The sequence below is a fragment of the Sphingomonas sp. CFBP9019 genome (genome assembly GCF_034045155.1).
GTDB lineage: Bacteria > Pseudomonadota > Alphaproteobacteria > Sphingomonadales > Sphingomonadaceae > Sphingomonas > Sphingomonas aerolata.
On sequence record NZ_JAXCWK010000004.1, the window covers coordinates 430180 to 448421 of the forward strand.

20 protein-coding genes and 1 tRNA gene are annotated in these 18242 nt (G+C 68.4%); 14 read left to right on the forward strand and 7 right to left on the reverse strand.

Translation table 11 applies throughout. The features are described from left to right. The first annotated feature begins 8 nt into the window (after positions 1-8). Complete coding sequence (aguB, locus tag SOM18_RS13750) at positions 9-869, forward strand: N-carbamoylputrescine amidase (protein WP_031395228.1); 861 nt, start codon at positions 9-11, stop codon at positions 867-869. Positions 870-875: 6 nt separating this feature from the next. On the opposite strand, the gene SOM18_RS13755 is transcribed toward aguB, so the two are convergent. Beyond that, a complete protein-coding gene (locus SOM18_RS13755; RefSeq protein WP_031441050.1) occupies positions 876-1547 on the reverse strand; it encodes a uracil-DNA glycosylase in 672 nt (223 codons plus the stop codon). Between the two features lie 22 nt (positions 1548-1569). On the opposite strand from SOM18_RS13755, the gene folK reads away from it, so the two are divergent. The 5 genes from folK (at position 1570) to SOM18_RS13780 (ending at position 3853) form a co-directional block, all read left to right on the forward strand. Then, entirely contained in the window at positions 1570-2046 is a 477-nt protein-coding gene (gene folK, locus SOM18_RS13760; RefSeq protein WP_031441051.1) for a 2-amino-4-hydroxy-6-hydroxymethyldihydropteridine diphosphokinase, read from the forward strand. Between the two features lie 19 nt (positions 2047-2065). Continuing rightward, positions 2066-2141: transfer RNA gene (locus SOM18_RS13765), tRNA-Lys, on the forward strand. An 88-nt stretch (positions 2142-2229) separates the two neighbouring features. Further along, positions 2230-2649: an HIRAN domain-containing protein gene (locus SOM18_RS13770; RefSeq protein ID WP_320481829.1), complete on the forward strand. Its 420-nt coding sequence runs from the start codon at positions 2230-2232 to the stop codon at positions 2647-2649. A 175-nt stretch (positions 2650-2824) separates the two neighbouring features. Then, a complete protein-coding gene (locus tag SOM18_RS13775; RefSeq protein ID WP_031395725.1) occupies positions 2825-3094 on the forward strand; it encodes a DUF1488 family protein in 270 nt (89 codons plus the stop codon). Between the two features lie 6 nt (positions 3095-3100). Further along, the gene (locus SOM18_RS13780) at positions 3101-3853 is read left to right on the forward strand and encodes a phosphatase PAP2 family protein (RefSeq protein ID WP_320481830.1); all 753 of its coding nucleotides are present in this window, start codon (positions 3101-3103) and stop codon (positions 3851-3853) included. Between the two features lie 12 nt (positions 3854-3865). Here SOM18_RS13780 and galE read toward each other — a convergent pair whose 3' ends face one another. Continuing rightward, a complete protein-coding gene (gene galE / locus SOM18_RS13785; protein WP_031438854.1) occupies positions 3866-4846 on the reverse strand; it encodes a UDP-glucose 4-epimerase GalE in 981 nt (326 codons plus the stop codon). 92 nt (positions 4847-4938) lie between these two features. Here galE and msrA point away from each other — a divergent pair, with 92 nt between their 5' ends. Continuing rightward, entirely contained in the window at positions 4939-5481 is a 543-nt protein-coding gene (gene msrA, locus SOM18_RS13790) for a peptide-methionine (S)-S-oxide reductase MsrA (protein ID WP_031395728.1), read from the forward strand. A gap of 88 nt (positions 5482-5569) precedes the next feature. On the opposite strand, the gene SOM18_RS13795 is transcribed toward msrA, so the two are convergent. Beyond that, positions 5570-6574 carry an L-threonylcarbamoyladenylate synthase gene (locus SOM18_RS13795; protein ID WP_031438853.1) on the reverse strand — a complete coding sequence of 335 codons (1005 nt, stop codon included), beginning with the start codon at positions 6572-6574 and terminating at the stop codon, positions 5570-5572. 46 nt (positions 6575-6620) lie between these two features. Between SOM18_RS13795 and SOM18_RS13800 the strand changes: the two genes are divergently transcribed. Both SOM18_RS13800 and SOM18_RS13805 read left to right on the forward strand, forming a co-directional pair. Then, positions 6621-8333, forward strand: coding sequence for an acyl-CoA dehydrogenase (locus tag SOM18_RS13800; protein ID WP_031438852.1), 1713 nt, complete (start codon positions 6621-6623; stop codon positions 8331-8333). A 418-nt stretch (positions 8334-8751) separates the two neighbouring features. After that, complete coding sequence (locus tag SOM18_RS13805) at positions 8752-9582, forward strand: arylamine N-acetyltransferase family protein (RefSeq protein ID WP_031439769.1); 831 nt, start codon at positions 8752-8754, stop codon at positions 9580-9582. Between the two features lie 35 nt (positions 9583-9617). Here the strand turns inward: SOM18_RS13805 and SOM18_RS13810 are convergent, their stop codons facing one another. Beyond that, a complete protein-coding gene (locus tag SOM18_RS13810; RefSeq protein WP_031394568.1) occupies positions 9618-9974 on the reverse strand; it encodes a GntR family transcriptional regulator in 357 nt (118 codons plus the stop codon). Positions 9975-10011: 37 nt separating this feature from the next. Beyond that, positions 10012-10587 carry a nitroreductase family protein gene (locus tag SOM18_RS13815; RefSeq protein ID WP_031394567.1) on the reverse strand — a complete coding sequence of 192 codons (576 nt, stop codon included), beginning with the start codon at positions 10585-10587 and terminating at the stop codon, positions 10012-10014. 164 nt (positions 10588-10751) lie between these two features. On the opposite strand from SOM18_RS13815, the gene SOM18_RS13820 reads away from it, so the two are divergent. Beyond that, positions 10752-12545 (forward strand): peptide MFS transporter, encoded by a 1794-nt coding sequence (locus SOM18_RS13820; RefSeq protein WP_031439767.1) that lies wholly within the window; start codon positions 10752-10754, stop codon positions 12543-12545. Positions 12546-12695: 150 nt separating this feature from the next. On the opposite strand, the gene SOM18_RS13825 is transcribed toward SOM18_RS13820, so the two are convergent. Continuing rightward, positions 12696-13688 (reverse strand): aldo/keto reductase, encoded by a 993-nt coding sequence (locus SOM18_RS13825; RefSeq protein ID WP_031439766.1) that lies wholly within the window; start codon positions 13686-13688, stop codon positions 12696-12698. Continuing rightward, positions 13663-14937, reverse strand: coding sequence for a dicarboxylate/amino acid:cation symporter (locus tag SOM18_RS13830; protein ID WP_320481831.1), 1275 nt, complete (start codon positions 14935-14937; stop codon positions 13663-13665). Before SOM18_RS13830 ends, SOM18_RS13825 begins: the two co-directional genes overlap by 26 nt. 69 nt (positions 14938-15006) lie before the next feature. On the opposite strand from SOM18_RS13830, the gene glmM reads away from it, so the two are divergent. From glmM to SOM18_RS13850, 4 genes are all read left to right on the forward strand, one after another. Then, positions 15007-16347 carry a phosphoglucosamine mutase gene (gene glmM, locus SOM18_RS13835; protein WP_031439764.1) on the forward strand — a complete coding sequence of 447 codons (1341 nt, stop codon included), beginning with the start codon at positions 15007-15009 and terminating at the stop codon, positions 16345-16347. After that, positions 16347-16562: a DUF1272 domain-containing protein gene (locus SOM18_RS13840; protein WP_031439763.1), complete on the forward strand. Its 216-nt coding sequence runs from the start codon at positions 16347-16349 to the stop codon at positions 16560-16562. The genes glmM and SOM18_RS13840 overlap by 1 nt, the downstream gene beginning before the upstream one ends. 206 nt (positions 16563-16768) lie before the next feature. Next, positions 16769-17560: a bifunctional hydroxymethylpyrimidine kinase/phosphomethylpyrimidine kinase gene (gene thiD, locus SOM18_RS13845; RefSeq protein ID WP_320481832.1), complete on the forward strand. Its 792-nt coding sequence runs from the start codon at positions 16769-16771 to the stop codon at positions 17558-17560. Further along, on the forward strand, positions 17548-18186 hold the full coding sequence (locus tag SOM18_RS13850) for a ribonuclease HII (RefSeq protein ID WP_042466978.1): 639 nt from the start codon (positions 17548-17550) through the stop codon (positions 18184-18186). Before thiD ends, SOM18_RS13850 begins: the two co-directional genes overlap by 13 nt. Positions 18187-18242: the final 56 nt, after the last annotated feature.

An 18242-nucleotide genomic window follows, 5' to 3' on the forward strand; every position in this document is an offset into this window, starting at 1 on the left:
GAATTCGCATGACCGAGATCACCGTCGCCGCGCTTCAGCTCGGCTTCACTGCCGATATCGACAAGAACATCGCCAACGTCTCGCGCCTTGTCCGCGAGGCCGCGGCGCGTGGTGCGCAGGTGATCCTGCCGCCCGAATTGTTCGAGGGCGAATATTTCTGCCGTGTCGAGGACGAGGGCCTGTTCGCCAACGCCGCCCCCGTCGGCGAGCACAAGGCGGTGCTCGCGATGCAGGCGCTCGCCGAGGCGCTCAAGGTCACCATCCCGACCAGCTTCTTCGAGGCCGATGGCCCGCATCACTATAACAGCCTCGCGATGATCGGCCCCGACGGCGAGGTGCAGGGCGTCTATCGCAAGAGCCACATCCCCGACGGCCCGGGCTATGAGGAAAAATTCTATTTCCGCCCCGGCAATACCGGCTTCAAGGTCTGGCCGCATGCCGCGGCGCAGGGCCGCTCGACGCTCGGCGTCGGCGTCTGCTGGGACCAATGGTATCCCGAGACCGCGCGCGCGATGATGCTGATGGGCGCCGAAGTCCTGTTCTACCCGACCGCGATCGGCAGCGAGCCGCACGACACCAGCCTCGACACCGCGCGGCTGTGGCGGCGTGCGATGGTCGGGCATGCGGTCAGCAACGTCGTCCCGATCGTCGCCGCCAACCGCGTCGGTGTCGAGCATGGCCAGACCTTCTACGGCACCAGCTTCATCGCCGACGAGCGCGGCGACATTCTGGCGGAACTCGGTCGCGACGACGAAGGCGTGATCACCGCGACGATCGACCTCGACATCGTCAAGCGCCACCGCGCCGCCTTCGGCTTCTTCCGCGACCGCCGCCCCGATCTTTACGGGCGGCTCGTCGCGGACGTCTGACGCAGCTTATGCTGCGGCGATGCTGCGCCGCAATTCCAGCGCCCGTGCGAAGACTGCCTCGAACATCTCGGGGGTCAGGACGCGGGTGTTCTGGTTGTAGCGTGAGCAGTGGTAGCTATCGATCAGGATGCGGCCGTCGGGCATGACATGCTCGGCGAGATGGCCGAACTTCGCCTTGGGCAGGCGTCCGCCGAGCAGCTTGACGCTGGTCTGGTGCGCGATCTGGCCGAGTGCGATGAAGATCCGCGCCTTGGGCAGCTCGGCAAGCTGCGATTCGACGAACGGGCGGCAGGTGCGGATTTCCTCGGGGGTCGGCTTGTTCTGTGGCGGCAGGCACTTGACCGCGTTGATGATGATCGCGCCGTTGAGCTTCAGCCCGTCATCGGGTTTCGCCGCGAAGACGCCGTCTGCCAGCCCGAACTTGCCGAGCGTGTCGTAGAGCAATTGCCCCGCGAAATCGCCGGTGAACGGGCGGCCGGTGCGGTTGGCGCCGTGCTTGCCGGGGGCGAGGCCGATGATGCCGAGCCACGCGTCGGGATCGCCGAAGGCGGGGACGGGCGCGTTCCACCAGGTCGGGAATTCGGCGCGCAGTTCGTTGCGGAAGGCGACGAGGCGCGGGCAATTGGGACAGTCGTGCGGCGGCTCGGTTTCGGGCAGCGGGGAGGGTGCGAAGTTCATCGCGGTGCGTTAGGCGGGTCGGATGGAGCGGACAACCTATGCGATCGCGCTCGGCTCGAATCGGCGCGGGATCCACGGCGCGCCCGCCGCGACGATCCGCGCCGCGCTGGCCGCGGTCGGCGGTGTCGTCGCCGTGTCGCCGATCATCGCGAGCGCACCGCTCGGGCCGTCGATCCGGCGCTATGCCAATGCGGTCGCGCTGATCGAGACGCGCGACTCGCCGCCTGTGCTGCTCGCGCGGCTAAAGCGAATCGAGACCGCGTTCGGGCGGCGGCGCGGGCGCCGCTGGGGATCGCGGGTGATCGATCTCGACATCATCCTGTGGTCGGGGGGCGTTTGGCGGGGGCCGGGGCTGACCGTGCCGCACGCCGCCTACCGGGACCGCGGCTTCGTGCTGGCACCGCTCGCGCGTATCGCGCCGCGCTGGCGCGACCCTCTGACCGGGCAAAGCGTCCGCCATCTCGCGCACAAGGTTGACCGACCGCGGCTGCGCCCCTAGTGGCTCGCAGCCGATGTACGGGTCCGTAGCTCAGTTGGTAGAGCAAGCGACTTTTAATCGAGAGGTCCCGGGTTCGAGCCCCGGCGGACCCACCATCGGCACCTCCTCCTCTCGCAAGCCCCCGATTCGCCCCCCCCATTCGCACTGCTTGATCGGCCGCGCCGGCGCGCGCATCGTCGCGCGATGGACGAAATCACCACCTCGATCGTCGGCATCGACTTCCCCAATGCGGACAAGACCCGGAGCAACCGGCGGATGGAAATCCTGCTCTGTGCGCCGGGCGACCGCGTCACGTTGCGCCGCGAACCGAAGAATCCGCATGATTCGAATGCGGTCGGCGTGTGGAGCGAGCGCGACATCCAGCTCGGCTATATCAGTGCCGAACGCGCGCCGATGATCGGCCGGCGGCTGCAGGCCGAGGAGACGAGCGCGCTGTTCCAGGCGATGCATCAGGGCGGTGCCTATATCCGCATCCGCTTCGGCGGGGGTGAACCTTCGCTGCCGCCGCCGATCGCGGATCCCGGCCCCGCGCCACCCCCGCCCGAACCCGACCGCGACGACGGCTTCTACCGCGACGAGGACGGGCCCGAATGGGGCGCCTGATCGCCGGGCGTGGTGAAACACCGCAACGTGGACCTTTCCCGGATCGAAGGCCGGGCTCACGGGTTATCGCTGCCTGACCTACCCTGTATCGGCGAAGCGCAAAACGCGTTTTACCGGCTTGCCCTGCACGAGGGGCGAGGGCAGGGACGATCGCGTAACCCCGGGAGTTCAAGACATGGCCAGCAGCCTCGTAATCGACCAGAACAGCCTTACCGACAACGACCGCGAGCGGCAGGTCGAGTTCACCGCCGAGATCGACGGCGACGACCGTGATTTCGCGGTGAAATATGCCGTACTGAAGGAACTCAGCGGCGACGAGCCCGAGGACGACGCGCTCGAGCTGTTCGAGCGTTTCAGCGACGAGATCGTCGACGTCTGCGCCGAAGCCGCGATGAAGAAGCCGTCCGCGTCGCTGATCGTCATCGACGAGGGCGATCTGGAATAATTCCGCATGACGGCGTCGGCCGGCCGTGGCGACGGTGATCGCAGCGTGACGCCCGGCGTCGCCACCCCGGGCGAGGCGCATCGCCGTCGCCTGCCGGTGGTGCTTGCGGGCGCATCGGTCGGCGCGGTCGCGATCGCGCTCGTCCTGCTGATCGGTCTCGCGGTCGGTCACTGGCCGTTCGATTTCGACCGCGCGATCATCCTCAACCTGCGCGCCTGGGGCGGGCCGTCCTGGCTGCCCAAGGTCGCCGCCGACGTCACCGCGCTCGGCGGCGGCGTCGTGCTGACGATCATCGTGGTGCTGGCGGCGGGGCTGCTCGCGGTCCAGCGGCTCTGGCTCAGCGCGGCGGCGACGCTCGCCGCCAGTATCAGCGGCGGGATGGTCGTCGCGCTGGTCAAGACCGAGGTCGCCCGGCCGCGACCCGACATCGTCGACCATCTGGTCCAGGTCTCGAACATGAGTTTTCCGAGCGGGCATTCGGCGAACAGCGCGATCGTCTATCTCACGCTCGCCGGGCTCGCGTCGCAGGTCACCGTGTCGAATGCAGCGCGGGGCTACATCCTCGTCATGGCGATCGTGATGGTCGGCGCGATCGGATGCAGCCGCGTCTATCTCGGCGTCCACTGGCCGAGCGACGTGCTCGCCGGCTGGAGCTTCGGAACGCTGTGGGCGCTCGGCTGGTGGCTCGCCACGGCGCGCGCCCGGGCGGCGATCGGCGGCGAGCGCCACGCCTTTGGCCGCCCGCCCGCCGACGCCTGATCGGGCCCGTCTTTAGCGCTGTCGCTCGGCGAGCGTGCGTTCCCAGGCCAGCGCATCGCGGACGATCCCGTCGAGATCGGCGTGGCGCGGCTGCCAGTCGAGCGTCGAAAGGATCGCGCTGTTGTCCGAGATCAGCATCGCCGGATCGCCCGCGCGACGCCCCTCGAGACGGCGGTCGATCGTCATGTTCGTGACCTTGTCGACCGCATCGAGCACCTCGAGTACCGAGAAGCCGGTGCCATAGCCCGCGTTGAGCGTGTGGCTCTTGGCCGGCTCGGCGACCAGCAGGTCGAGCGCGGCGACATGCGCGGCGGCGAGGTCGCTGACATGGATATAGTCGCGCACGCCGGTGCCGTCGGGGGTGGCGAAATCGGTGCCATAGACGCCGACATGGCTGCGCTTGCCCGTCGCCGCCTCGACCGCGATCTTGATCAGGTGAGTCGCGCCGACCGTCGACTGGCCGCTGCGCCCTTGCGGATCCGCGCCCGCGACGTTGAAATAGCGCAGCGCGGCATAGTTGATCGGGTGCGCCGCCGCGACGTCGCGCAGCATCGCCTCGGTCATCAGCTTCGACATGCCGTAGGGATTGATCGGCACGGTCGGATCGCCCTCGGCGACCGGCACCTTCTCGGGCGTGCCATAGGTCGCCGCGGTCGACGAGAAGATGAAGTGCGGCACGCCTTCGGCCACCGCGCTCTCGATCAGCGACCGGCTGGCGGCGGTGTTGTTGCGGTAATATTTGAGCGGGTCGCTGACCGATTCGGGCACCACGACCGAGCCTGCGAAATGCATGATCGCACGGACCTTGTGATCGCGGATCGCCGCGCGGACCTTCGCATCGTCGGCGACGTTCGCCTCGACCAAAGTCGCGCGGGGATCGACCGCCCAGTCGAAGCCGGTGACCAGATTGTCGACCACGACCACCTCATGCCCCGCGTCGAGCAGCGCCAGGACCGCATGGCTGCCGATATAGCCGGCGCCGCCCGTTACCATCACCCTGCCATCAAGCCTTGCACCGTCGATCACATGCGTCTCCTCTTTGTTGCGGGGTAGCGGCTTCCTATCTTGGCGGAAAGGAGATCGTGATGACGGATTATGTAACGCTGGCGGGCGGGTGCTTCTGGTGCACCGAGGCCGTGTTCAAGGACGTGATCGGCGTCGAGAGCGCCGAGAGCGGCTATATCGGCGGGCATGTGCCTGATCCGACCTACAAACAGGTGTGCGGCGGCGATACCGGCCATGCCGAGGCGATCCGGATCGGCTTCGATCCTGAACAGCTGAAGCTCGGCGACCTGCTCGATATCTTCTTCGCGACGCATGACGCGACGACGCTCAACCGGCAGGGCAACGACGTCGGTACGCAATATCGTTCGGCAATGTTCCCCGCCGACGACGCGCAGAAGGCCGAGATGCAGGCCGCGCTCGAGCGTGCGCAGGCGGACAGCGCCAAGCCGATCGTCACGACGATCGAGCCGATGACCACCTGGTACGAGGCCGAAGGCTATCACCAGGACTATTGGGAAACCTCGGGCCGTTCCAACCCCTATTGCATGGCGGTGATTCCCCCCAAGCTGCAAAAGCTCCGCAAGAGCTTCGCCGCGCGGTCGAAGGCGGCAGTCAGCGCGTAACGATGCCGTTCCCCCGCGGATGCGGGGGTCCAGCTAAATACCGGATGCCAACGCGACTCCTGGACCCCCGCCTGCGCGGGGGTACAGGTCAGCGGTGCGCGGCGCGGCGGAGGCGGTCGTTGATCGCCTCGCCGATGCCTTCGGACGGAATGGGTGCGACGGCGATCCTCGGACGGTCGTTCGCATCGGCAGCGTGGAGCAGGTCGAACAGCTTCGCGGCTGCTTCGACGAGGCTGCCTGACGTCGACAGCGAGACATCCCCTGCAACCGCCCCGAACCCGATCAGCCACTCGTCGGCCTCGGCATCGAGCGCGTTCAACCGAAGCGCCTTGCTCGGCGCATAATGGCTTTCAAGCTGCCCGGGCGCCGTAACCGCACGCCCCCCCGGCGAAGGCCGGGGCCCAGTTGGGGGACGATCGTGAGGCCCGTCGTCCTCCGTTACAGCGACCTTTCCACCTGGGCCCCGGCCTCCGCCGGGGAGGTGGTCGAGCAGAGCCGCGCGGGTCACCGGCCCCGGCCGCAGCACCGTCCGCCCCGCCACGATCGTCGATTCGAGCCCCGCCTCGGTCGCGCCATCGTCGAGGATCAGCGGCACGTTCCCCCCCAGACTCGCCGCGACATGCGCCGCGGTCGTCGGCGAGATCCCCCCGCTCGCATTGGCTGACGGTGCCGCGAGCGGCCGCCCCGATGCTGCGATCAGCGCCTGCATCGCGCGGTGTCGCGGTACCCGGATCGCGATCGTGTCGAGCCCCGCGGTCACCAGCGCGGCAATCCCCGAATCGCTGCGCACCGGCAGCACCAGCGTCAGCGGCCCCGGCCAGAACGCCGCGGCCAGCGCGCGCGCATCCGCATCGAACACCGCGATCCGTTCGGCCGCGGCGAGATCGGCGACATGCACGATCAGCGGGTTGAAGCTCGGCCGTCCCTTGGCGGCATAGATGCCCGCCACCGCCTGCGCGTCGGTCGCGTCCGCGGCGAGTCCGTAGACCGTCTCGGTCGGCACCGCGACGAGTCCGCCGGCGCGAATCACCGCCGCCGCCTGCGCGACCGCCGCTGTGCCGTAGGGTAAAATCAGGGGGTGTGGACGCGTCATTCTGAAGGCCTATAGCGGGCGCAAAGCATAGCGATAAGAGGATGCCATGGCCTTCACCCCAGCAACCACCGAACAGCGTTTCGTGCTCGATCACGTCGTGCGGATCGGCGAACTCGCCGCCACCGACCGGTTCGCCGCCGCCAGCGACGACGTCGTCGACGCGGTGCTCGAAGGCGTGGGACAATTCGCCGCGGGCGAATGGGCGCCGCTCAACCGCGCAGGGGACACCGTCGGCGCGAAATGGACCCCCGACGGCGTCGTCATGCCCGACGGCTTCGCGCAGGCGTACAAGGACTATGTCGAGGGCGGCTGGGGCACGATCGGCGTCGAGGAGGAATGGGGCGGGCAGGGCCTGCCCTTTGCGATCCAGACCGCGGTGCTCGATACGCTCGGCTCGGCGAACATGGGCTTCGCGCTCTGCCCGACGCTGACTGTTGGCGCGATCGAGGCGCTCGCGCATCACGGCAGCCCCGAGCAGCAGGCGCTCTATCTCCCGCATCTCGCGACCGGCGAATGGACCGGCACGATGAACCTGACCGAGCCGCAGGCCGGCTCCGACGTCGGCGCGCTGCGCGCCACCGCCACCCCGCTGGGTGACGGCAAATGGTCGATCAAGGGCACCAAGATCTACATCTCGTTCGGCGATCACGACATGGCGCCGAACATCGTCCACCTCGTCCTCGCGCGGACGCCCGGCGCGCCCGCGGGTACCAAGGGCATCTCGCTCTTCCTCGTGCCGAAATACCGTCTGAACGACGACGGCACGCCCGGCGACTTCAACGACGTCCGCGTCGTCTCGATCGAGCACAAGATGGGGCTTCACGCCTCGCCGACCTGCGTGCTGAGCTTCGGCGATAATGACGACTGCGTCGGCGAGCTGATCGGTGCGGAACTCGGCGGCATCCGCGCGATGTTCACGATGATGAACAATGCGCGGCTGAATGTCGGGCTCCAGGGCGTGCAGGTCGCCGAGGGCGCCACCCAGGGTGCGGTCGCCTATGCGCTCGACCGGGTCCAGTCGGCGCGCGCGGGCTCGCCGAACAAGGAGTCGGTCAAGATCGTCGAGCATCCCGACGTTCGCCGCATGCTGCTGCGGATGAAGGCGCAGACCCAGGCGGCGCGCGCGCTCGTCTATTATGCCGCCGGGCAGGTCGACCGCGCCAATATGGGCGACGCCGCGGCGCGCAACCGCCTCGAACTCGTCACCCCGCTGGCCAAGGCGCACGGCACCGACATCGGCAACGAAGTCGCCTCGCTCGGCATCCAGGTGCACGGCGGCATGGGCTATGTCGAGGAAACCGGTGCCGCGCAGTATTTCCGCGATGCGCGCATCACGCCGATCTACGAAGGCACCAACGGCATCCAGGCCGCCGATCTGGTCGGCCGCAAGCTCGCGCTCGACAATGGCGGCGCGTTCGCCACGCTGATCGCCGACATCCGCGCGGAAGCCAGGGACGAACGGCTGCTCGCGCTCGTCGACGCCTGCGACGCGATCGGCCGCCGCCTCGCCACCGCGGACGCCGACGACAAGCTCGCCGCGAGCTACCCCTTCCTAACGATGCTGTCGGTCGCGACCTGCGGCTGGCTGATGGAGCGCCAGGGCGCGGTCGCCGGCACCGACGATTTCGGACGGATGAAGGCGGCCTCGGTGCGCTTCTACCTCGAACAGATCGTCCCCGAAGCCATGGGCCTCGCCGCCGCCGCCAGCGCCAGCGCGGCGGTGCTCTACGCGATCGAACCGGCGCTGTTCGCGGCGTAAGCCCCCCTCCCGTCATCCTGACGAAAGTCAGGATCCAGAGCCACGCATGCGGGCGTCCGTGGCTTTGGATCCTGGGTCGAGCCCAGGATGACGGAGGGGGCTGGTGCGCACACCCACCCCGTTCGCCCGCTTCCATTCGCCCCATTCCCAAACACCCCACCCCCATTCGCCCTGAGCGCAGTCGAAGGGCCGCCCCAAGCCCAGGTGCTTCGACTTCGCTCAGCACGAACGGCGGGGGCGAGGGGCGAGGGGTGAGGGACGGGACGGCGACGGAGGCGCGGGGCGGGGGCGGGACCTAGGCGCACGCCCGCCCCAAAACCGCGGCCATGCCCCCCAACAGCCCCCACCCGCCCTTCAGCACTCGACGGCCGCGCCACACGCACGGTAAGGGCAAACCCAAACGAGGACCCCCCGACCGATGTTCGATCTCGACGCCTATCTGACCCGTGTCGCCATGCCCGCGCGGCCCACGCTTGATTCGATCGGCCTCGGCCGGTTGCAGCTGGCGCACCGGCTCGCCATCCCGTTCGAGGATCTCGATGTCGTGCTCGGCCGCGGCATCGCGATCGACAGTGCCTCGGTGTTCGCCAAGCTCGTGACCGCGCGCCGCGGCGGCTATTGCTTCGAGCATAACCGGCTGTTCCTCGATGCGCTCGCCGAACTGGGCTTTGCCGCCCGCCCGGTGCTGGCGCGCGTCTGGATCGCCGCGACCGAAGTGCCGCCGCTCACGCACACCTTCGCGCTGGTGACGATCGACGGCCAGGCCTGGATCGCCGACACCGGCTTCGGCGGCAGCTACACCCCCGTGCTCCCGCTCGCCGACGGGGCCGAGGCGACCGCACCCGATGGCGCGCGCTTCCGGCTCGAGGCGACCAGCCGCGATCACGGCGAACAGGGTTGGATGCTACTGCGCGACGGGGATCCGATGACCACCGACGGACGCGGCGCGAGCGGCGGGTTCCAGCCGCAATACAGCTTCACGCTCGCCGAGGTGTTCGACGCCGACCTGCTGCTCGGCAATCACTGGACGTCGACCGCCCCCGCGAGCCGCTTCACCCAGACCGCGATCGCCAGCATCGTCCTGCCCAACGGCTTCGCCTCGCTGATGGGGCGCACCTATCGCCGACGGTCGGGCACCGATACGGCGGCGGGCGAGATCACCGACCCGCGCGTCTACCGGATCCGCATGAGTCTGTTGTTCGGGATCGACCTGAGCGTCGAGGACATCGCCGCGCTGAAGCTGTTCTGAGTCACCCGCCGCGCGGGATCACCCCGCGGGGCGGCTCAGGCCCGCTCGTGCGCCAGCAGGTCGCGCGCGTCGAGACCGAGCAGGTCGATATGCCCGAGGATGCGCGGCCAGTGCGTGGTGACGAACGTCTCGCGTTCCGCCACGCGCAGGGCCTCCGCAGCACCCGGCAGGACGAACATGCCGACGCCGCGCCGGACCTCGACATAGCCGTCGTCCTGGAACGTCTGATAGGCCTTGGCGACGGTCAGCGGGTTGGCGCCATGCTCGGCGGCAAAGGCGCGGACCGAGGGCAGCTGGTCGCCCGCGCGATAGTCGCCGCGTAATATCCCGGCGGCGATCGTGGCGCGGAGGCGGAGATATACGGGGCTGTCTTCGCTGCTGAGCGCTGTCATGCTGCCTTAATACAGCAATTGGCCATTTCGTCGAGTCCTAGGGCCGCCAGCGCGAGACGACACGTTCCATATCGGGGCGGGGCCGTTCGTCGAGCGGCCGCGACGGTGTGCCGACGAACAGGAACCCGGCGATCCGCTCATGGCCTTCGCCGAACGCATCGCGCACCGTGTCCGAATAGCTCGGCCAGCCGGTCAGCCAGCCGCCCGCAAAGCCCAGCGCGTGGACCGCGTGGAGCAGGTTCATGCACGCCGCCCCGGTCGACAATTCCTGTTCGAACACGGGGATATGGCTCGGCTTGGGTGACGACAGCACGACGACCAGCGCGGGGGCCTGGTGCGCGAACTGGTCGAGCGCCTCGATCTCGGTCCGCGACGCGGTCGGCCGCTCGACGCGGTACGCATCGATGATCAGCGCGGCGAGCGCGGTGCGCTGGTCCTGGCCGACCACCACGAAGCGCCAAGGCGCCAGCTTGCCATGATCGGGAGTGCGCGCCGCGATCGCCAGGATCTGCGCGAGCTGGTCGGCATCGGGACCGGGCGCGACAAGGTCGCGCGGCTTGCCCGAACGGCGGGTCGCGAGCAGCGAAAGCGGGCTGGAAGTGTCGTTGAACATTGCCCCGCAGATAGGCACGGGGCGCGGCAATTTACAGCCGCATCCGCGATTTAGCAGGCGGTCCCGCGGCCACCGATATTTACAGTCCCGGCTTTGCCGCTAGGTAAGGCCGCAATGAAGCCGCCGCGTTCGACGGCGGCCCAGCGTTTCAGGGAGCGTAAAAGATGGTGGACACCCCGACCGCGGATACGCCGCGAGAGCCGGATATCACCCATGTGAACCCCGCCAGCGGGGAGACGTGGTTCGGCCATCCCCGCCAGCTCGCGCGACTGTTCACCACCGAAATGTGGGAGCGTTTCGGCTATTACGGCATGCGCGCGCTGCTCACGCTGTACCTCACCAAGCATTTCGTGTTCGGCGACCGCGAGGCGACCGGGCTGTACGGCGGCTATACCGCTCTGGTGTATCTGACGCCGCTGGTCGGCGGTTATCTCGCCGACCAGTATCTGGGTTCGAAGCGCGCGGTGAAGTTCGGCGCGATCATTATGGCGCTCGGCTATCTGCTGCTCTGCTTCGGCGGCGAGACCGCCAAGCCCTATGCGACGATCGCCAACCAGCGCTACGAGATCCAGGTCGTCGAACAGGCCGACAGCGAGGTCCGCTACCTCGTCGACGGCGCGAACACGCTGAAGATCAAGGGCAATGACGACGGCACCGTCTCGCTGCTCGCCGCCGACGGCGCGGTCGCGCGCACCGTCGAAAAGGGCGGGTTCGAGTCGGGCGCAGAACGCAGCAGCTTCTACGTCACGATCATGCTGCTCGCGCTGTGCATGATCTCGGTCGGCAACGGCTTCTTCAAGCCCAACATCTCGACGATGGTCGGCGAGCTCTACGCGCAGGGCGACAAGCGCCGCGATGCCGGGTTCACGATCTTCTACATGGGGATCAACCTCGGCTCGCTGTTCTCGCAGCTGCTCTGCCCGTTCCTCGCGGTCGCGTTCGGCTGGTGGGCCGGCTTCGGGCTGGCGGCGATCGGCATGCTGTTCTCGTGGACGCTGATCCAGTTCGATGGCGGCAAACTCAACGGCTACGGCGAGCCGCCGGTGCGCAGCGGTCCCGATCGCGCGCTCGGCATCTATGCGCTCGCGCTGCTCGGCATCCCGATCTTCTACCTGCTGTTCGTCAACCTGATGAACGCCGAGCCGCCGGTGCCGGGTTCCGGGATCATCGGCTACATCGTCTCGCTGTCGCTGATGGGCAAATTGCTGTTCGGCACGTTCCTGGTCGCGGTGCCGGGCATCCTGATCTGGTCGTTCGTCAATGGCGAGCGGCGCGAGTTCCAGATGATGCTCGCGGCGATGGTGCTGATCGTCTTCAACGTCGTGTTCTGGACGCTGTTCGAGCAGGCGGGCTCGAGCCTCACGCTGTTCGCGGATCGCAACACCGATCTCAGCGTGTTCGGGCTGTTCAGCATCTCGGCTGGGCAGACCCAGTTCTTCAACGCGTTCTTCATCGTCGCGCTGGCGCCGGTGATGTCGATCCTGTGGACCAAGCTGGCCGCCCGGGGCATCGAGCCGTCGATCCCGGTCAAGTTCGGCATCGCGCTGATCGGCGTCGGCGTCGGCTTCCTGTTCCTCGTCTGGGGCGCGAGCATGGTCGGGCCGACGTTCAAGGTCGCGATCTGGTGGCTCGCCGGGCTCTACTTCATCCACTCGTTCGCCGAGCTCTGCATCTCGCCGGTCGGGCTCAGCATGATCACCAAGCTGTCGATCGCGCGCGTCGTCGGGCTGATGATGGGCGTGTGGTTCCTGTCGATCTCGGTCGCGCAATATGTCGCGGGCATCGTCGCGCAGGTCGCCAGCGTCGAGACGGTCGGCGGTCAGGTGACCAATCTGAAGGTCAGCCTCGACACCTATGCCGGCGTGTTCTGGACGATCGGGCTGGTCTCGGCGGGGATCGGCGTGCTGCTGCTGCTGATCTCGCCGCTGATCAAGAAGTGGATGCACGGGGTCCAGTAAGGCCGCTGGACCGCCGGCAAATCATTCCCTCAATCCGTCATCCCCGCGAAGGCGGGGATCCAGACACTCTGCGGTTCGTAAGAGACCACGGTTCGCCAGTCCGGATCCCCGCCTGCGCGGGGATGACGATTATAAAAGGGTAGGACCCGGTCAGATCCGCGTCATCGACAGCGCCTTCTCACCGTAGCGCGGCCCCGCCGTGCCACCCCTCGGCGCCGCCGCATCGAGTTTCGCCAGATCGTCCGCCGACAGCGTGACGTCGGCCGCCTTCATGCTGTCCTCCAGCGTGACGCGACGCTTCGACCCCGGGATCGGTACGATGTCGTCCCCCTGCGCCAGCAGCCACGCCAGCGCGACCTGCGCCGGACTCGCCCCATGCGTATCGGCGATACCCTTCACCACCGCGACCATCTCCATGTTCTTGGCGAAGTTTGCGTCCGAATAGCGCGGGTCGTTGCGGCGGTAATCGCCCTCGGGCAGGTCCGATCGCGCAGTGATCTGCCCGGTCAGGAACCCGCGCCCCAGCGGCGAATAGGGCACGAACCCGATTCCCAGCTCACGGCACAGCGGCAGGATCGCGTCCTCGACCCCGCGCTCCCACAGCGAATATTCGCTCTGCAGCGCCGCGATCGGATGCGTCGCCGCCGCGCGCCGGATCGTGTCGAGCCCGGCCTCCGACAGCCCCAGATGCCGCACCTTGCCCTCGCGGACGAGCTCCGCCATCGCGCCCACCGTCTCCTCGATCGGCACGCCCGGATCGACGCGGTGCTGGTAGAGCAGGTCGATCGTCTCGACGCCGAGCCGCTTCAGCGACCCCTCGCACGCACGCCGCACATTGGCAGGCGTGCTGTCGACGCCGGTCATGCCGTTCTCGTCATAGCGGAAGCCGAACTTGGTCGCGATCACGACGCCGTCGCGCTTCCCCCGGATCGCCTTGCCGAGCAGCTCCTCGTTGATCAGCGGGCCATAGATTTCGGCGGTGTCGAACAGCGTCACGCCCAGCTCGATCGCGCGGTGGATCGTCGCGATGCTCTCGTCGGCGGGGGCGCTGCCGTACATGTCCTTGCCGACGCCGGCCATCGGCATGCAGCCGAGACCCAGCGCGGAAACCTCGAAATCAGGGCCGAGCGTGCGATATTTCATGCGGAATCTCCTCGGCGCCGCCGCCGTGATCGGACCGCGCCGCGACGGAGATAGTGACGGCGGTGTCCATCGTCACGTTCCCGACCGTGCGAAACAGGTCGGGAATGGTCTCCACCGCGATGAGCAGACCGAGCACCTCGAGCGGGATGCCCATCGCCAGCGCGACGGGCGCGACCGAGGCGACGAAGCTGATCGTGCCGGGCAGCGAGATCGATCCCATCGTCGTGATCGCCGCGGTCGCGACGCCCGCGGCCATCTGCCCCGGCCCGATCGGCAGCCCCAGCCAGTGCGCGACGTACAGCGCGACCGCGAGGTTCATCGCCGGGCTGGTCGCGCGGAACACCGCGACCGACAGCGGCAGGACGATCCCGGCGGTGGCGGGCGACGCGCCGAGCTCGGTCGAGGCCTTCAGCATCGCCGGCAGCGAGGCGAGCGACGACTGGGTGCTGATCGCGACCGCCTGCGCCGGCGCGACCGCACGCGCGAACCGGCGCAGGCTGACCCGGCCGCCGATCATGCCGATCGGATAGGCGCTCAGCAGGACGATGAAGCCGATCGCCGAGACGCAGACGATATAGTGCAGCAGCGCGCCGAACGCCGCCGTCCCGGTGCGCGCACCGACCCCGTAGGCGAGCGCGAAGATGCCGATCGGCGCGAGCTTCAGCACCCATTTGATGATGATCAGCAGCGCGTCGACGACCGCCTGGAAGAAACCGGTTAGCACGCGGCGGCGATCGTCGGGCAGTTTCGTGACGGCAAAGGCGAACGTCAGCGCGAAGACGGTGAGCGGCAGGAACGAATCGCTCGATGCCGCGGCGACGATGTTGGTCGGCACGATCGTGTCGAAGAACGCGCCGATCCCCGGCACCGGCCCGACCGGGGCGGCACCGGTCAGCGCGGCGCGCAGAGCGGCGCCGAGCCCGCGTGGCAGCGGGAAGGCATCGAGGATCAACGGCATGACCAGCGCGGACATGATCGTCGAACTCCACAGGATGACGACGATCATCACCATCGCCCGCATCGTGATCCGCCCGGCGCGTGCCGCCTCGGTCGTCGCGCCGATTCCGGTGACGAGCAGCCCGACGACGAGCGGCACGATCACCATCTGCAACCCGTGCAGCCAGGCCGCGCCGATCGGCTGGGTCACCGCCGTCGCCGCGAGCGCGTGGGCCGGCGACCAGGCGGCCGCGGCGATGCCGATCCCGATGCCGCCGAACAGCGCTGCGAGTATCCGTGTAGTCTGCGACATGCTCGCCCTTCGTGTTCCACCGCGCTATCAGCGATGCCAGAGAGCGATACCGGACGGAAAGCATTGACGATGGCAAGGAAATATTTTGGCACCGACGGCATTCGCGGTGCCACCAACGCATCGCCGATGACCGCGGAGATGGCGATGAAGGTCGGCATGGCGGCGGGCGCCTATTTCCTGCGCGGCGATCATCGCCACCGCGTCGTGATCGGCAAGGACACGCGGCTGTCGGGCTATATGCTCGAATCCGCGCTCGTTGCGGGCTTTACCAGCGTCGGCATGGACGTGGTGATGGTCGGGCCGATGCCGACGCCTGCGGTCGCGATGCTGACCCAGTCGATGCGTGCGGATATCGGCGTGATGATCTCCGCCAGCCACAACCCCTATGCCGATAACGGTATCAAGCTGTTCGGCCCCGACGGCTTCAAGCTGTCCGACGAGGCCGAGACCGCGATCGAGGCGCTGATCGACGGCGACGTGCCGCTGGTCGCGTCGAGCAAGATCGGCCGCGCGCGCCGGATCGACGATGCGCAGGGGCGCTACATCCATTTCGCCAAGTCGACCTTCCCGGAAAATCTGCGGCTCGACGGGATGCGGATCGTGCTCGATTGCGCGAACGGCGCCGCCTACAAGGTCGCCCCCTCGGCGCTGTGGGAACTCGGCGCGGACGTCGTCGCGATCGGCGTCACGCCCGACGGCACCAACATCAACGACGGCGTCGGCTCGACCGCACCGCAGGCGCTTGCCGAGACGGTCGTCGCGAGCGGCGCGGATATCGGCATCGCGCTCGACGGTGACGCCGACCGGCTGATCGTCGTCGACGAGACCGGCACGATCGTCGACGGCGATCAGCTGATGGCGACGATCGCGGCAAGCTGGGCGCGGCAGGGGCGGCTCAAGGGCGGCGGCCTCGTCGCCACCGTGATGTCCAATCTTGGCCTCGAACGCCATCTCGCCGCGCAGGGGCTCGGGCTGGTCCGTACCCAGGTCGGCGATCGTCACGTGCTCGAAAAGATGCGGTCGAGCGGCTATAATGTCGGCGGCGAGCAGTCGGGGCACATCATCCTCAGCGACTATGCCACGACCGGCGACGGCCTGGTCGCCGCCCTCCAGATCCTCGCCGAGGTCAAGCGCTCGGGCGCGCGCGCGGGCGAGGTGCTCCACCGGTTCGAACCCTTGCCGCAACTGTTGAAGAACGTACGGTTCGGCGGCGGCAAGCCGCTCGACGACGAGGCGGTGAAAGCGGTGATCGCGCAGGCCGAGGCCGAGCTCGCCGGCAAGGGGCGGCTCGTCATCCGCCCGTCGGGCACCGAACCCGTGATCCGCGTGATGGCGGAAGGGGATGATCCGGGTCAGGTCGGGCGCGTCGTCGACCGGATCTGCGAAGCCGTCCGCAAGGTCGCCGCCTGATGCTCGAGATGCGCCCCACCTGCGAACGCTGCGCCGCCGAGCTTCCCGCCGACGCGCCCGGCGCGTTCATCTGCTCGTACGAATGCACCTTCTGCGCCTCCTGTGCGGACGCGCTCGACGAGCGCTGTCCCAATTGCGGCGGCGAACTCCTCGACCGCCCGACCCGGTTCGGCGATGCCCCGCCACAGAGACCCGCCTCGGGCCGGCGGCACTAGACCCCGCTCCAAACCTCAACCACCCCGGCGAAGGCCGGGGCCCAGTTGGCAAGGTCGAGGTAACGGATCGCTGCCCTCCGTCAGGAGCAGTCCCCAACTGGGCCCCGGCCTCCGCCGGGGAGGTGGCGAGGGCATGGCCCTGTCCCGCACCGCACCGACTATGCCATAGCCCGACCCATGACCTCCAACCCCGCCCGGCACCGCCAATGACCGCGAGACTCCTCATCATCGCCGGCTCCGATTCAGGCGGCGGCGCCGGCATCCAGGCGGACATCAAGACCGTCACGATGCTCGGCGGCCACGCGATGACCGCCATCACCGCGATCACCGCGCAGAACACGCTCGGCGTGCAGGCGGTCCACCCGGTGCCCACCGACATCGTCCTCGCGCAGATCGACTCGGTCGTGTCCGACATCGGCGTCGACGCGGTGAAGATCGGCATGATCGGCTCGGCCCTGACCGCCAACGCCGTCGCCGACCGCCTGACGTCAATGTTTTCCCGCGACCCGATACCGATCATCTTCGACCCGGTCATGATCGCCAGCAGCGGCTCGGTGCTCGCCGCCCCCGACACGATCGCCGCCTTCGCCCGCCTCATGCGGATCGCCACGCTCGTCACCCCCAACCTCCCCGAACTCGCAGCGCTCGGCGGCGAAGCCGCGGTACGCGCACTCGGGCCCGCCGTGCTCATCAAGGGCGGCCACGCCGAAGGCCCGCTTGTCACCGACCGCCTCGTCACCGACGCCGGCGAAACGCTGTGGACCAACCCCCGCATCGAAACCCGCCACGCGCACGGCACCGGCTGCACGCTCGCCAGCGGGATCGCCACCGGGCTCGGCCAGGGCATGCCGCTCGACGCAGCCATCGCGCGCGCGATCGCGTTCGTCCGCGCCGCGCTTGCGCAGCCGCCGGGGCTTGGCGCAGGGCACGGGCCGATGGGGCACGCGCTCGGCGTCAGCCCGTTCGACCAGCTGAAAGACCGCACATGCCCGGCATGAAACATGAAAAGCTCTGCGTCGGCCCCGTCGCCGGCGTCGACGAAGCCGGTCGCGGTCCGCTCGCCGGCCCGGTCGTCGCCGCCGCGGTGATCCTGCCCGCAAAGGGCGTGCCCCGCGGCATCGACGATTCGAAGAAGCTCTCCGCCTCCGAGCGCGAACGGCTCTGCGCGCGGCTCAAGGGCTGTGCGATCGTCGGTATCGGCATCGTCGAGCCCGATGAGATCGACACGCTCAACATCTACTGGGCGACGATGAAGGCGATGACGCTCGCGGTCGATGCGCTTGCCACCGAGCTCGGCCACGCGCCCGGCCATGTGCTGGTCGACGGCAACCGCCTGCCGCGCTGGAGCTACCCCGCCACCCCGCTGGTCGGGGGCGATGCGAAATCGCTGTCGATCGCCGCCGCCTCGATCGTCGCCAAGCACACGCGCGACCTGATCATGATCGCCGCCGCCGACGTCCACCCCGAATATAACTGGCATTCGAACAAGGGCTATGGCTGCGCGCACCACATGAAGGCGCTGCGCGATCATGGCCCCACACCGATTCATCGCCGCAGTTTCGCCCCCGTCGCGGCGGCCTATCGGACGCGCGAGGGCCTTTTCGCGAAGGAAACGACGAGCTGAGTCTTTCGCGCCACACCCCAAGGGCTTGAGGCGCGAGTCTGTCACGACTCAACATC